We start from the raw sequence: 13,536 nt of genomic DNA, 5'->3' as shown, positions 1-13,536 counted from the left end.
GGTAGCTCAGCTGTACTGAACCTCAGCGCTTGCGCTTGGACTTAGGAGCTCGATTGCTCTTCGACTGCGTCCGTGCTGCTTCACGACGTTCGCGGCGCGAAGCGGCCCCGTCACCGGAGTCGGCGGCCGAGTCACGCGTTGCCTTCGCCTTGCCGTCCTCGTCCGGGCCGGTGTACGTCAATCGCGACGGACCTTCGTCGTCAAGTCCCTTGGCGCGCAACGCCGTCGGGGCAGCAGTTCCGGTTGTCCTGGCTGCGGCTTCCTGCGTCGGGAGCGGCTTGGGCGCCGTGGCGGACGCCGCAGCGGCCGAGCCGGCCGTGACGGAGATTCCGCTCGCGGGCTGCGCCGGAGCTGCCTCGACCTGCAGGTTGAAGAGGAATCCGACGGACTCTTCCTTCAATCCGTCGAGCATGCCGATGAACATGTCGTAACCCTCGCGCTGGTACTCGACCAGCGGATCGCGCTGGGCCATCGCACGCAGACCGATTCCCTCCTTGAGGTAATCCATCTCGTAGAGATGCTCACGCCACTTGCGGTCCAGGACCGAGAGGAAGACACGACGCTCGAGTTCACGCATACCGTTTTCGCCGGCGATCGCATCGATCTCGGCTTCGCGCTTCTTGTACGCCGCGTGGGCGTCTTCGAGCAAAGCGGTTCGCAGGTCGTCACGGCTCAGGTCACTGTTGATGCCTGCGCCGTCCTCCCCTGCCAACGTCTTGTGATCGATGCCGACCGGGTAGAGCGTCTTGAGCGCGGTCCACAGCTGCTCGAGATCCCAGTCCTCGACGTATCCCTCGGCGGTCGCACCGTCGACGTAGGCGGTGACCACGTCAGTGATCATCTGCTCGACCTGGCCCTCCATGTCCTCACCCTCGAGGATCTGGCGGCGCTCCTTGTAGATGACCGTTCGCTGCTGGTTCATGACCTCGTCGTACTTGAGGACATTCTTGCGAATTTCGAAGTTCTGCTGCTCGACCTGAGTCTGAGCGCTCTTGATGGCCTTCGAGACCATCTTGGCTTCGATCGGGACGTCGTCGGGAAGGTTGAGGCGCGTCATGATCGACTCGAGGGCCGAACCGTTGAAGCGACGCATGAGCTCGTCACCGAGCGAAAGGTAGAACCGCGATTCGCCGGGATCACCCTGACGTCCGGAACGACCGCGCAACTGGTTGTCGATACGACGCGATTCGTGACGCTCGGTGCCCAGAACGTACAGGCCGCCGGCGTCGCGGACCTTCTCCGCGTCTGCCTTGACCTCAGCCTTGACCTCGTCCAGGACTGCGTCCCAGGCTGCTTCGTACTCGTCCGGCGTCGTGACCGGATCGAGGCCCTTCTTGCGCAGCGCGATGTCCGCGATGATGTCCGGGTTACCACCGAGAACGACGTCGGTACCGCGGCCGGCCATGTTGGTCGCGACGGTGACCGCACCGGAGCGACCGGCCTCGGCGATGATGGTCGCTTCCTTTTCGTGGAACTTCGCATTGAGGACGTTGTGTGCAACGCCGCGCTTGGTGAACTGCTTGGACAGGTACTCCGAGCGCTCGACGCTGGTGGTACCGATCAGGACGGGCTGGCCGTTCTCGTGGCGCTCGACGACATCGTCGACCACCGCGTCGAACTTGGCTTCCTCGGTCTTGTAGATGAGGTCGCCGTTGTCGACTCGGACCATCGGACGGTTGGTCGGGATCGGGATCACACCGAGGGTGTAAGTCTGGTGAAGCTCGGCAGCTTCCGTCTCGGCGGTACCCGTCATGCCCGACAACTTGTCGTACAAACGGAAGTAGTTCTGCAGCGTGATGGTGGCGAGAGTCTGATTCTCCGCCTTGATCTCCACCTTCTCCTTGGCCTCGATCGCCTGGTGCATGCCCTCGTTGTAGCGACGGCCGACCAGCACGCGGCCGGTGAACTCGTCGACGATGATGACCTCACCGTCGCGGACGATGTAGTCCTTGTCCTTGGTGTAGAGCTCTTTGGCCTTGATCGCGTTGTTCAAGTAGCTCACCAGCGGAGAATTCGCGGCTTCGTACAGGTTGTCGATACCGAGCTGGTCCTCGACCAGTTCGACGCCCGCCTCGTGCACACCGATGGTGCGCTTGCGGATGTCGACCTCGTAGTGGACGTCCTTCTTCAGCAGCGGCGCGATGCGAGCGAACTCGCTGTACCACTTGCTGGAGCCGTCGGCGGGGCCCGAGATGATGAGCGGGGTTCGGGCTTCGTCGATGAGGATCGAGTCGACCTCGTCGACGATGGCAAACGCGTGGCCACGCTGGACCAGGTCGTCCAGCGAATGCGTCATGTTGTCGCGCAGGTAGTCGAAGCCGAACTCGTTGTTGGTGCCGTACGTGATGTCGGCTGCGTAGGCGACGCGGCGCTCGGCCGGCGTCATACCCGAGAGAATCACACTGGTCTCGAGACCGAGGGCGCGGTGAACGCGACCCATCCACTCGGAGTCACGCTTGGCGAGGTAGTCGTTGACCGTGACCACGTGGACGCCGTCGCCGGCGATCGCGTTGAGGTATGCCGGAAGAACACAGGTCAGGGTCTTGCCCTCACCGGTCTTCATCTCGGCGACGTTGCCGAAGTGCAAGGCCGCGCCGCCCATGATCTGCACGTGGAAGTGCTTCTGGTCGATCACGCGCCACGACGCCTCGCGGGCCACGGAGAATGCCTCGGGCAGCAACTCGTCGAGGGTTTCCCCGGCGGCGTAGCGCTCACGGAACTCGGTGGTCTTGGCTTTGAGTTGCTCGTCTGTCAGGCCTTCGACATCGGGCGACAGAGATTCCACATGCTCGGCGATGTGCTTGAGCCGCTTGACCATGCGACCTTCACCAACACGGAGCAGCTTCGATAGCGACAGCGACGGCACAGTCTTCTTCGTCCTCAATCTTCGGCGACAGGGGTCACACACTGAAAATCCGGCCGGGGTCCGAAAACTCCGGCCGGATTCCATGGTAGGCGCTACCGGCGGCGAGCGAGCAAACCCACCACCGATTGGGTCATGTCAGGCGGATCAATCCGTAGTCGAAAGCGTGACGACGGTAGACGACGGACGGCTTGTCCGACTCCTTGTCATGGAAGAGAAAGAAGTCGTGTCCGACCAGTTCCATCTCGTACAGAGCGTCGTCGATGGTCATCGGCTCAGCCGGGTGATCCTTCGTGCGGACCACGCGTCCCGGGCCGTCGTACTCGTCCGGCTCTTGGCCGTTCAGCGAAATGTCCGGTGTGACTCCGAGCGAGTCTGCGTCGACGAGGGAGGCGGTTGCCTCCGCGACGGACACCGGTCGCTTGTCGCCGTAATGGACCTTCTTGCGGTCCTTGGTTCGACGGAGGCGACTCTCGAGCTTGTCGATCACCGATTCGAAGGCGGCGTAGAAGCTGTCTGCGGACGCTTCGGCTCGGGCCACCGGGCCTTTACCTCGAGCGGTGATCTCGACGCGCTGGCAACTCTTGGCCTGTCGTCGGTTGCGTTCATGTTGGAGTTCCACGTCGAAGTGGAATATGGAGGGGTCGAAGTGTTCGAGTCGCGCCAGCTTTTCCGAAACGTAGATTCGGAAGTGATCGGGGATCTCGACATTTCGTCCCTTGACTACGACGTCGGATCTCGGAGCTGCGGCATTCTCGGAACGCTCGATGGTGGCGTCCTCGATGAAAAACGAGGCTTGCGAAGGGGTCGTCACTCGTACCTCCCAATTACGGCCCCGCCCCACGGTGGGCGGCGGCAAATTCTGCAAGTACCGAGAGGGGATCCGCCCGGCACCAGTATCGAAGTACCACCTCCTACCAGTATTTTCGGGTGTGCCGCCGACGCTAGTACGTAACGCGCGCGAGTGCCACTGTTCCAACGAAATTCATCTAAGCCCCTGCAAGAACAAGCACGAGAGTTGTCCGAATCCCACTGAGCGCGAGAGCCCGAACCGACTCTGCCGCAGTTGCTCCCGTGGTCAGGACGTCGTCGAGCAGGACGATGTCGCCGTCCCCGACAATCGAAGAGACTGCAGTGGTGTCGAGAGACACATGACCGTTCACATTGGTCACCCGGTCGGCCGCGGACAGTCCGACCGAGTCACGTACGCCTCGCGTCATCCGGAGAATCGGACAGACACGTACCGGACGCCCCTCGACAGAACCAACTTCTCGCTTTTCGCGCACACTCTCGGCTATCCGGCGAACCGGATCACCCCCGCGAGATCGCGCCGCTCGGGCGCGTGTGGGAGCCGGCACCAGCATGATCGGCGTACGACCCCCGCCGCCGACCTCGCCCCACCGTTCCAGAGTGCCCAATGCGCCGGCCACAGCGATCCCCAGAGGCATCGCGAGGTCCCGACGACCCCGTTCCTTCATCTCGATCACACTGCGCCGCCTGGGGCCGTCGTAGCGGCCGAGTGCCCAGACCGGCACGCCCGGGTCTACGCGCGGACTCAATTGAACCGGATGGTCACGCAGCAGTTCCGCGCACTCACCGCACCACAGTGTCCCCGTGCGGCCACACCCACCACACTCGCGTGGCAACAGCAGATCGAGCAATCCGGCACCGAATTTCTTGTCCCCCATGGCCGAATCATGAATCAGAGCACCGACATGCACCAGAGCACAGAGACGTCAGCCGGGTAGAACCGGAATCGCCTTCTGTCCGGTCAGCACAGTCACTTCACGCCAGCGTCGATCCCCGGCGGGGTCGTTGTTGTTCAGTTGGAACACCGCACGCGCGTCGGCGACGTACTCGGTGGTCGGCGACGCATCCACGGAGGTGACGGGAGCGGTCAGGTTTCCACTCGGCAGCGCGTCCATTCGTGAACCGTCTATGGCGACCTGGACGACCGGTATGTCGGCTCCACTGCGCGCGATCACGATGGTGTCGCTGTTGCTCCAGTCGAGTGAGAGCGCGGTACTGCCCAAGCCGGACGCCACCGCACGCGGACTCGTCAGGGCGTAGACCCCGCTGGGTGTGCGCACGACCACGGCCAGGTAGACCTTGCCGTCGATGATCATCGCGGCTCGCACGCCGTCGCGAGAGAGACGCAATTCCGAGATCGTGGAGCCGACCGACGTCAACGCCCCGACATCGACGTTGGTGACCGACACCCGACCGGTTCCTGGTTCGCGGACGACCCGAACGACGGTATTGCCGTTCACCGCCGCCCAGACAGCATTGTTGTCCAGCTCCCACGAAGGTCGGGTGATGGCGCTGCCTTCGAGCACCGGAGCGGAACCATCGCCGTATGTACCGAGCGACAAGTCGAACCGGGTGGCTGGATCCGGCCGAGCGGTGTCTGCGACGGCTGCGACCAACTTGCCGTCCCGCGAGAGAGCAGCCGCCGTGAGGTTGCCCGCATTGCCCGCGAAACCGGGCACCGGAGTCGCCTCCTGCTCGCTGACGCTCACCAGTGAACCGTTGCGCAGTGCGTGCAGTCCGACGGTCGCACTCGTGGTGGCCAGCGGGTTGGTGGACGCGACGTCGGCGGTGGTCCAGCCTTCCGCATGAGCCGCGTCCAGCGGTTCGCCGTCGATCTCCAGAACGTACGGTCCCGCGACATCGGCATTGGCGAGCGTCCAGATGACTTGCGCTGCAAACAAACCGCGCGTCGCAGCATCCATCGGATTGTCCAGACGGAAGTTGATGCGCACACCGCCGAGACCGACTCCGACCTGTCCCGGCTTGCCGTCGGCCTTGGTGATCGGACCGATCACCGACACGCCATTGCCGAGTTCGTTTCGTACAGCCGGCGCCAGCGCTGCCTTCGGTCCGTCGATCATGAGGCCGATCAGCTGAGCTGCCACCTGGTCCTGTCCGCCGGAGATCCAGCGAAGGTCGGGGACGACTGTCTGGCTGGTCGGGTCGAGGAAGAACAACGACTTCCGCTGATATGCGCCGAGGAACTGCGGGCGCTCCATGATCACACCGGGTGGCAGATCGCTGATACGCCATTCGCCATCGGTCAACGTCAGCGTCATCTTCGCTTCGAAGCTGCCCTCTTCGGGGACGTACAGCCCGCCGGGGTCGAGGCGACCGACCTTGTTCACACGAATCGTGTACACCGCTTCGGAACTGGTTCGCGACGCCGACAGGGTGTCGATCTTGTCGACGATGACGGCACTGGCCGCGTCGTCCCAGCGCGCCGACGCGTCTTTGGTGAGGTACTGACGGGCTGCGGCATGCCGGTTGGACGGATCGGTACTCGCCTTGACGAAGTCACGTACCAGCAAGTCCGGCTCTCGCCCCGAGGCCGGTGATTCGACGGAGGTTCCGGGCACAGCGGTTGCCAGAGTTCCGATTGCCTGCGGCGAGGAGGATTCCGGCAAACTCGCGCACGCGCCGGTCAGCAACAGCACGCTGAGCGTCGTTGCGAGAAGTGCCAGACGGCGGCGGGTTCCGATCATGATCGATCCCCACCGTTGGACTCGTTCCGCGAGTCCGATTCGCGCGGAGTCGGCAGGGACGACGTGACCTCGCCGACGGTATCGGCGACGATGTCGGCTTCGCTCGGGGTGCGGACGAACTTTGTGGTCGTCGGCTTGAGAGGCAGTGGGCTCGACACGACTTTCTTGCCACGGGTGCGCGAGAGCGTCAGCCGGAAGCAGGCGCCGACTCCCGGTTCGCCCCAGGCCTCGAGCTTGCCGTCGTGCAGATTCGCGTCTTCGACGCTGATCGCGAGGCCGAGTCCGGTGCCGCCACTGCGGCGCACGCGGGACGGGTCCGATCGCCAGAACCGGTTGAAGACCAACTTCTCCTCGCCCGGACGCAACCCGACGCCACTGTCGCGGACGATGAAGGCGAGGGCATTGTCGTCGGCGCGAAGGCGAAGCAGAATCGGCTTCCCCTCACCGTGGTCGATGGCGTTGGCCAGGAGATTTCGCAGAATGCGTTCGACGCGGCGCGGATCGACATCTGCCATGACGGGCTCGTCCGGCATGTCCACGATCAGTTCGGTGCCGGATTCGCGGGCGAGATGGCGAACTGTGGAAACGGCCGCTCGCGCACACATACGCACGTCGAGTTGTTCGGATGCGAGTTCCGCGACACCGGCGTCGTGGCGGGAGATCTCGAGGAGGTCCGCCAGAAGCCCCTCGAACCTGTCCAGCTCGGCGACAAGCAGTTCCGACGACCGACGCAGCATCGGATCGAGGTTTTCGCTGCCGTCGTAGATCAGGTCGGCTGCCATGCGGACCGTGGTCAGAGGTGTGCGGAGTTCATGGCTGACATCGGAGGTGAAGCGTTTCTGGAGACTGCCGAACTCCTCCAACTGGGTGATCTGTTTGGACAGACTCTCGGCCATCTCGTTGAAGGACATGGCCAAGCGCGCCATGTCGTCCTCGCCGCGGACCGGCATTCGTTCCTTGAGTCGGCCGTCTGCGAAACGCACCGCGATTCGTGAGGCCGATCGGATGGGAAGCACGACCTGCCTGGCAACCAACAGCGAAATCGCAGCCAGGAGCACCAGCAACACGGCTCCACCGATCAGCAGGGTGCTTCGAACAAGCGACAGACTCCGGTCTTCGCTTGCGAGCGGGAAGATCAGGTACAGCTCGAGTCCCGATATCGACGACGCGGTGGGGCTACCGATGATCAGCGCGGGACCGGAGTAACCGTTCGGGTTGGACACCGTCGCGAATTGGTAGCTGATCTGGCCGCGTTTGACGAACTCGCGCAGGTTGTCTGGGATTTGATCGACCGGTCCCGAACTCGTCGGCTGGCGCGGCCCGTCCCCGGGCACGATGAGCACCGGGTCGAAGGTGCCGGCCGACCCGGAGGCCTGGCCCGAGGTCTGGTTGCGACGGCTTGTCAGTCCGGATGCAGCGCTTTCCAATTGAACGTTGAGCGCCGTCGAATCGTCGACGCCCGCGAGTTGGTCTTCGACGATGCCGCGGGCACGGTCCATTTCCTCGGTTGCCGCGGTGATCTTCGTTTCCAACAGTCGATCGGTGATCTGGCTGGTCAGCACGACACCGAGAATGACGATGACGATCAAGGACAACGTCAAAGTCGAGACGACCACTCGCAACTGGAGCGAGCGTCGCCACGTGTGCGCGAGGGTGTTGCTCATCGAGTGACACCACCGCAGAAATGGCGTCAGCCGTCGATTGAGACGACGACGCCACCTGGAAACTCCGCTCACGGCGGTCCGGCCTTGTAGCCGACCCCCCTGACCGTCAGAACCACTTCGGGATTCTCGGGATCAGTTTCGACCTTGGCGCGCAAACGCTGAACGTGCACGTTCACCAGACGGGTGTCGGCGGCGTGGCGGTATCCCCACACCTGCTCGAGGAGGACTTCACGGGTGAACACCTGGCGCGGCTTGCGCGCCAATGCGACCAGCAGGTCGAATTCGAGTGGTGTGAGCGAGATCTGCTCGCTGCCGCGGCTGACCTTGTGCGCCGGCACGTCGATCACGATGTCGGCGATGCTCAGCAGCTCGGCCGGTTCCTCTTCGGTGCGGCGCAGGCGAGCGCGAACTCGCGCCACCAACTCCTTCGGCTTGAACGGCTTCATGATGTAGTCGTCCGCACCGGATTCGAGGCCGAGCACGACGTCGACTGTGTCGGTCTTGGCCGTCAACATCACGATGGGCACACCGGAATCCGCACGCAGAACCCGGCATACGTCGATCCCGTTCATTCCGGGAAGCATGAGATCGAGCAGGACGAGATCGGGGCGCGTCTCACGCACTGCCGCGAGCGCCAGGGTTCCGTCGCCTACCACGTAGGGATCAAAACCCTCACCACGCAGCACGATCGTGAGCATCTCGGCGAGTGCCGTGTCGTCGTCGACAACCAGAATCCTTGGTTTCATATCCCTATCGTTGCATCTCGGAGCGATGAATCAGACCGTTACGAGGCCGTGCGGCGTGCCGCGTCTTTCCCTCTACTGTGCCGGAAAGTTCGAATCCCGGCTGCCAGGGTGACCGATCACGCGAAATCCGCGAGCCTGCGTGCCAGATCGGCCGGGTCCGTCTCCGGCCCCACGATCCACCAGGGTGAGGCCCAGTTCGTCGCTGCCAACTGCTTGTAGAGCTCACCGGTTCTGGCCTGCAGACCGCCGTCGCGCTCGTAGGCGTCGAGCTGACGCGACGCGTCCTGGGCCTCACGGGAGCGGGCGCGCTGCTCGGCCAGAGCTACCGGTACGTCGAGGTACAGCTGCAGATCGGGAGCGGGGAGAGCGAGTCGACCCAACTCCAATTCACGGATCCAGGCGACCATCTCGCCGTCCACGCCCTGATGCACGCGCGCCGCGTTGTAGGCAGCGTTGGAGGCAACGTAGCGGTCGAGGAGAACAATGTCGTTGGCGGACAACAGTTCCGAGATCCGATCCGCAGCACCGGCGCGGTCCAAGGCGAACAGGACTGCCATCGCGTTCACGGATTCGGCCAGGTCTCCGTGTGATCCTTTGAGCGCCTCGGCAGCAAGATCCGCGTGGATCGACTTTCCGTACCGCGGAAAATCCAGAGTCGCGATCGACGTGCCGCCGCGGCGGAGTTCGGTCTCCACTTTGCCGATCAACGTTCGCTTTCCAGCTCCGTCGAGGCCTTCCAATGCCACCAGTGTTCCCACGGCGGACAAGCCTATCCCCCGGCCTGCTTGCGCAGACCGGGGGACGGCGGCACTACATTCTCAGCGACGAATCGCCGGGTCAGTAGCGGTAGTGCTCCGGCTTGTACGGGCCTTCGACGTCGACGCCGATGTACTCAGCCTGATCTTTCGTGAGCTTGGTCAGCGTGCCACCGAGCGCCTCGACGTGGATCTTGGCGACCTTCTCGTCGAGGTGCTTCGGGAGGCGGTAGACCTCGTTGTCGTACTCGTCCGGCTTCGTCCACAGTTCGATCTGTGCGATGACCTGGTTGGAGAAGCTGTTGCTCATCACGAACGACGGGTGGCCCGTCGCGTTGCCGAGGTTGAGCAGGCGGCCTTCGGACAGCACGATGATCGAGTGGCCGTCGGCGAAGGTGAACTCGTCGACCTGCGGCTTGATGTTGATCCGCGTGACGTCGCCGGACTTCTCGAGGCCTGCCATGTCGATCTCGTTGTCGAAGTGACCGATGTTGCCCAGGATGGCCTGGTGCTTCATGGCCTTCATGTGCGCGAACGTGATGATGTCCTTGTTACCGGTGGACGTGATCACGATGTCGGCCCAGCCGATGGCCTGCTCGACTGTCTTGACCTCGAAGCCGTCCATGAGCGCCTGAAGGGCGTTGATGGGGTCGACCTCGGTGACCGCGACGCGAGCGCCCTGGCCACGAAGTGCCTCGGCACAACCCTTGCCGACGTCTCCGTAACCACAGACCAGCGCAGCCTTGCCGCCGATCAGAACGTCGGTGCCGCGGTTGATGCCGTCGAGCAGCGAGTGGCGTGTGCCGTACTTGTTGTCGAACTTGCTCTTGGTGACCGAGTCGTTGACGTTGATCGCGGGGAACGTGAGTTCGCCGGCAGCGGCAACCTGGTACAGACGAAGAACGCCCGTGGTGGTCTCCTCGGTGACACCCTGGACGGACTCGGCGATCGCAGTCCACTTGCCCTTGTCAGCGGCGAGCGACTGACGCAGAAGCGCAAGGAAGACCTTGTACTCGTCGGAATCCTGGTCGTCGTCCGTCGGCGGCACGACGCCGGCCTTCTCGAACTGTGCGCCCTTGAGCACCAGCATGGTGGCGTCGCCGCCATCGTCGAGAATCATGTTGGCGGGCTCGCCCGGCCAGGTCAGCATCTGCTCCGCTGCCCACCAGTACTCTTCGAGGGTTTCACCCTTCCAGGCGAAAACCGGAACGCCCTTGGGCTCTTCCGGGGTGCCGTGCGGACCGACGACGATGGCGGCGGCAGCATGATCCTGCGTGGAGAAGATGTTGCACGAAGCCCAGCGGACCTCGGCGCCGAGCGCCGTCAGCGTCTCGATCAGAACCGCGGTCTGAATGGTCATGTGCAGCGAGCCGGAAACGCGAGCGCCCTTGAGCGGCAACACCTCTGCGTATTCGCGACGAAGCGCCATGAGGCCGGGCATCTCGTGCTCTGCCAGACGGATTTCCTTGCGACCGAACTCCGCGAGCGAAAGATCTGCAACTTTGAAGTCGATGCCGTTACGGCTCTCGGCCACGGGCGTTGTTGAAACTGAGGTCGTCATCTGCCTCTCCTGGTTGACGTGCAAACTATGCACAAGCCTATCGGTGTACCAGGCTATCGGTTAGACGCCCTCTCCCGCCCGCCCCTCTACTGCGCGACCCTCTCGCGCCACGTCGATGAATGGCCCGAGCAATGTGCCCAGATCCTCCGCCACCGAAACTTCGGACTCCGGCGGCATCGAAATGTAGCTGAGTCCGAGACGCGCAATCGCCCTGGCCAGAATCCCGGCATCGGCGGGTGACGCCTGAATCCACCCTCGCTGGAAGCTCTCCGCAAGCCGCGACGACGCGCGTTCGATGATGACCGCGCTGTCAGTGGTGATCAGGCGAAGAAGGTCCGGCTTGGCCTCACCGGTGAGCAGAGAGATCACCAACGGGTCGGTTGCGCTGGAGGCGAAAAACGATCCGAAGCCCGCCGTCAGTGCCTCGACTGCACGTCCGTCGTTCGCCACCATGGCCTCGTCCACCGCATCGACGAATCCGTCGGCAAGGCGAAGCGCGTATGCCTCGGCAAGCCCTTGCCTCGAACCGAACTCGTTGTAGAGCGTCTGACGACTCACACCGGCATGCTTGGCCAGAACTGTCAGCGTCACCTCGGACCAGTCACGCTCGGTCAACAACTCACGCATCGAATCGAGCACCGACGTACGCAGCAGCAGGCGCGACGCTTCTTTCTGCGGCAGACGAGTTGGCGTCGAAGTCATGGTGACGACACTACCGCCGCGCTCAGGTCCGTTCGACGCCGACGCAACTCACCGCCGCTCGACCTCCACCATGAAGAAGTCGCTCTTCGCCGCGCCGCAGTCCGGGCAACTCCAGTCTTCGGGAATGTCGTCCCAGCGAGTTCCCGGTTCGATACCGTCCTCCGGCCAGCCGACTGCCTCGTCGTACTCGAATCCGCATTGCGCGCACTGATACAGCTTGTAGTCGTTCATGATTCATTCCCCGCCGTCGCCGGCATCGGTTCGAAGTCGAGCTTTTCCCGGACGCCGCAGTCCGGGCAGCACCAGTCGTCCGGCACGGCATCCCACGGCGTTCCTGCCGGAAACCCTTCTCGTGGTGCACCCTTCGACTCGTCGTAGACGTATTCACATACCGGGCATCGGTAGCTGCTCATCACGCTGCTCCGTACCGGGCGAGAATGCGATCACGCTTGGACGGCTGAACGTTGACTCGCGTGATGTCACCGCCGTAATGGGCAAGGACCTTGGGATCCATGACTTTTCGCCACAGCGGCGGAACGTAGGCGAGCATGATCATGCTCGCGTACCCACTGGGCAGGTTGGGTGCACCGTCCATGCTTCGAAGCGTCTGATAACGACGTGTCGGGTTCGCATGATGGTCACTGTGACGCTGGAGGTGATACAGGAAGATGTTGGTGCAGATGTGATCGCTGTTCCAACTGTGCTCCGGTGCGGCGCGCTCGTACCGCCCACTGTCCAGACGGCGACGCTTCAGTCCGTAATGTTCGAGGTAGTTGACGGTTTCGAGCAGGCAGAATCCGAAGACGGCCTGCAGCACCAGGAACGGCAGCACCGAGAGCCCGAAGACGGCGACGAGGACACCGAAGAGTACGACGGACATCAACCACGAATGCAGGACGTCGTTGCGAATTGTCCACGGCTTCTTACCCAGTCGATCGAGCCTGGCTTTCTCCAGGGACCACGACGAGCGCAGAGATCCCCACACACTGCGCGGCAGGAAGGTCCAGAAGCTCTCGCCGAAGCGAGACGACGCCGGGTCCTCGGGCGTGGCGACCCGCACGTGGTGTCCACGATTGTGCTCGATGTAGAAGTGGCCGTAAAACGACTGCGCCAGAGTGATCTTCGACAACCAGCGCTCGAGATCGTCCTTCTTGTGACCTAGTTCGTGTGCGGTGTTGATCCCGATTCCTGCGACGCAACCGATACTGATCGCCAGACCGATCTTGGAGATCAGCCCCAGTCCCCCGTCGATTCCGAGCCAGGACAGGTCGGTCGCCGACCAGAGATAGCAGGCCAGGACCAGGCTGGCCAACTGGAACGGTATGTAGATGTAGGTGCAGTACCGGTAGTACTTGTCGTTCTCGAGGCGCTCCATCACCTCGTCCGGCGGATTCTCGCCGTCCGGACCGAAGAAGATGTCGAGGATCGGGAGCAGGATGTAGACGAGCAACGGCCCGATCCACCACCACACCGGCGAGACCGCGTTCCACCCGAGACTGTTGAACAACGCGACCAATCCGACGGCAATGAAGACCGCCGTCGGCGGCACCAGGCCGAGCAGCCAAAGATATCTCTTCTTGTCACGCCACTGCTCGGGCGGGAGTGTCTGCCCGGACTGCGAGTTCACGTGCGTCGACACGGTCTACCTCCTCGATTCGGACCGACTCGACAACTGTGAGTCAGTTCACCCTGAGATAGACAGTACTACGCTATTTGTACAAGTGATAGAC

12 protein-coding genes are annotated in these 13,536 nt (G+C 63.1%); all 12 read right to left on the bottom strand.

Annotated elements, in window-relative coordinates; translation table 11 throughout:
- Window positions 1-22: 22 nt before the first annotated feature.
- The 12 genes from secA to RE4_RS11625 all read right to left on the bottom strand — a co-directional run bounded on the left by secA (window position 23) and on the right by RE4_RS11625 (window position 13,445).
- The gene (gene secA, locus RE4_RS11675; protein ID WP_019747784.1) at window positions 23-2,866 is read right to left on the bottom strand and encodes a preprotein translocase subunit SecA; all 2,844 of its coding nucleotides are present in this window, start codon (window positions 2,864-2,866) and stop codon (window positions 23-25) included.
- Between the two features lie 130 nt (window positions 2,867-2,996).
- A complete protein-coding gene (hpf, locus tag RE4_RS11670; RefSeq protein ID WP_003940893.1) occupies window positions 2,997-3,677 on the bottom strand; it encodes a ribosome hibernation-promoting factor, HPF/YfiA family in 681 nt (226 codons plus the stop codon).
- Window positions 3,678-3,852: 175 nt separating this feature from the next.
- The gene (locus RE4_RS11665) at window positions 3,853-4,551 is read right to left on the bottom strand and encodes a ComF family protein (protein WP_041815795.1); all 699 of its coding nucleotides are present in this window, start codon (window positions 4,549-4,551) and stop codon (window positions 3,853-3,855) included.
- Window positions 4,552-4,599: 48 nt separating this feature from the next.
- On the bottom strand, window positions 4,600-6,378 hold the full coding sequence (lpqB, locus tag RE4_RS11660) for an MtrAB system accessory lipoprotein LpqB (RefSeq protein ID WP_020907106.1): 1,779 nt from the start codon (window positions 6,376-6,378) through the stop codon (window positions 4,600-4,602).
- Window positions 6,375-8,114: an MtrAB system histidine kinase MtrB gene (gene mtrB, locus RE4_RS11655; protein WP_019747781.1), complete on the bottom strand. Its 1,740-nt coding sequence runs from the start codon at window positions 8,112-8,114 to the stop codon at window positions 6,375-6,377. Before mtrB ends, lpqB begins: the two co-directional genes overlap by 4 nt.
- Window positions 8,111-8,788 carry an MtrAB system response regulator MtrA gene (mtrA, locus tag RE4_RS11650; protein ID WP_003941013.1) on the bottom strand — a complete coding sequence of 226 codons (678 nt, stop codon included), beginning with the start codon at window positions 8,786-8,788 and terminating at the stop codon, window positions 8,111-8,113. The genes mtrB and mtrA overlap by 4 nt, the downstream gene beginning before the upstream one ends.
- A gap of 116 nt (window positions 8,789-8,904) precedes the next feature.
- Window positions 8,905-9,546: a dTMP kinase gene (locus RE4_RS11645; RefSeq protein WP_020907105.1), complete on the bottom strand. Its 642-nt coding sequence runs from the start codon at window positions 9,544-9,546 to the stop codon at window positions 8,905-8,907.
- 79 nt (window positions 9,547-9,625) lie between these two features.
- Window positions 9,626-11,104, bottom strand: a complete 1,479-nt coding sequence (ahcY, locus tag RE4_RS11640; protein ID WP_060938630.1) for an adenosylhomocysteinase — start codon at window positions 11,102-11,104, stop codon at window positions 9,626-9,628.
- A gap of 60 nt (window positions 11,105-11,164) precedes the next feature.
- Entirely contained in the window at window positions 11,165-11,806 is a 642-nt protein-coding gene (locus RE4_RS11635; RefSeq protein ID WP_021332563.1) for a TetR/AcrR family transcriptional regulator, read from the bottom strand.
- Window positions 11,807-11,854: 48 nt separating this feature from the next.
- Window positions 11,855-12,037, bottom strand: a complete 183-nt coding sequence (locus RE4_RS11630; RefSeq protein ID WP_003940894.1) for a rubredoxin — start codon at window positions 12,035-12,037, stop codon at window positions 11,855-11,857.
- Window positions 12,034-12,219 (bottom strand): rubredoxin, encoded by a 186-nt coding sequence (locus RE4_RS30670; RefSeq protein WP_081098345.1) that lies wholly within the window; start codon window positions 12,217-12,219, stop codon window positions 12,034-12,036. Before RE4_RS30670 ends, RE4_RS11630 begins: the two co-directional genes overlap by 4 nt.
- A complete protein-coding gene (locus RE4_RS11625) occupies window positions 12,219-13,445 on the bottom strand; it encodes an alkane 1-monooxygenase (protein WP_020907102.1) in 1,227 nt (408 codons plus the stop codon). Before RE4_RS11625 ends, RE4_RS30670 begins: the two co-directional genes overlap by 1 nt.
- Window positions 13,446-13,536 lie beyond the last annotated feature (91 nt).

This window comes from Rhodococcus erythropolis NBRC 15567, assembly GCF_001552595.1.
Lineage (GTDB): Bacteria > Actinomycetota > Actinomycetes > Mycobacteriales > Mycobacteriaceae > Rhodococcus_F > Rhodococcus_F erythropolis.
This window is presented reverse-complemented; position numbering and strand designations above follow the sequence as displayed.

What these genes read in the sequence shown, in the direction of transcription:
- mtrA (WP_003941013.1), bottom strand. Translation starts at nt 8,788, where the DNA reads ATGAAACCAAGGATTCTGGTTGTCGACGACGACACGGCACTCGCCGAG.
- RE4_RS11630 (WP_003940894.1), bottom strand. Translation starts at nt 12,037, where the DNA reads ATGAACGACTACAAGCTGTATCAGTGCGCGCAATGCGGATTCGAGTAC.
- RE4_RS11635 (WP_021332563.1), bottom strand. Translation starts at nt 11,806, where the DNA reads ATGACTTCGACGCCAACTCGTCTGCCGCAGAAAGAAGCGTCGCGCCTG.
- lpqB (WP_020907106.1), bottom strand. Translation starts at nt 6,378, where the DNA reads ATGATCGGAACCCGCCGCCGTCTGGCACTTCTCGCAACGACGCTCAGC.
- RE4_RS30670 (WP_081098345.1), bottom strand. Translation starts at nt 12,219, where the DNA reads ATGAGCAGCTACCGATGCCCGGTATGTGAATACGTCTACGACGAGTCG.
- RE4_RS11665 (WP_041815795.1), bottom strand. Translation starts at nt 4,551, where the DNA reads ATGGGGGACAAGAAATTCGGTGCCGGATTGCTCGATCTGCTGTTGCCA.
- ahcY (WP_060938630.1), bottom strand. Translation starts at nt 11,104, where the DNA reads ATGACGACCTCAGTTTCAACAACGCCCGTGGCCGAGAGCCGTAACGGC.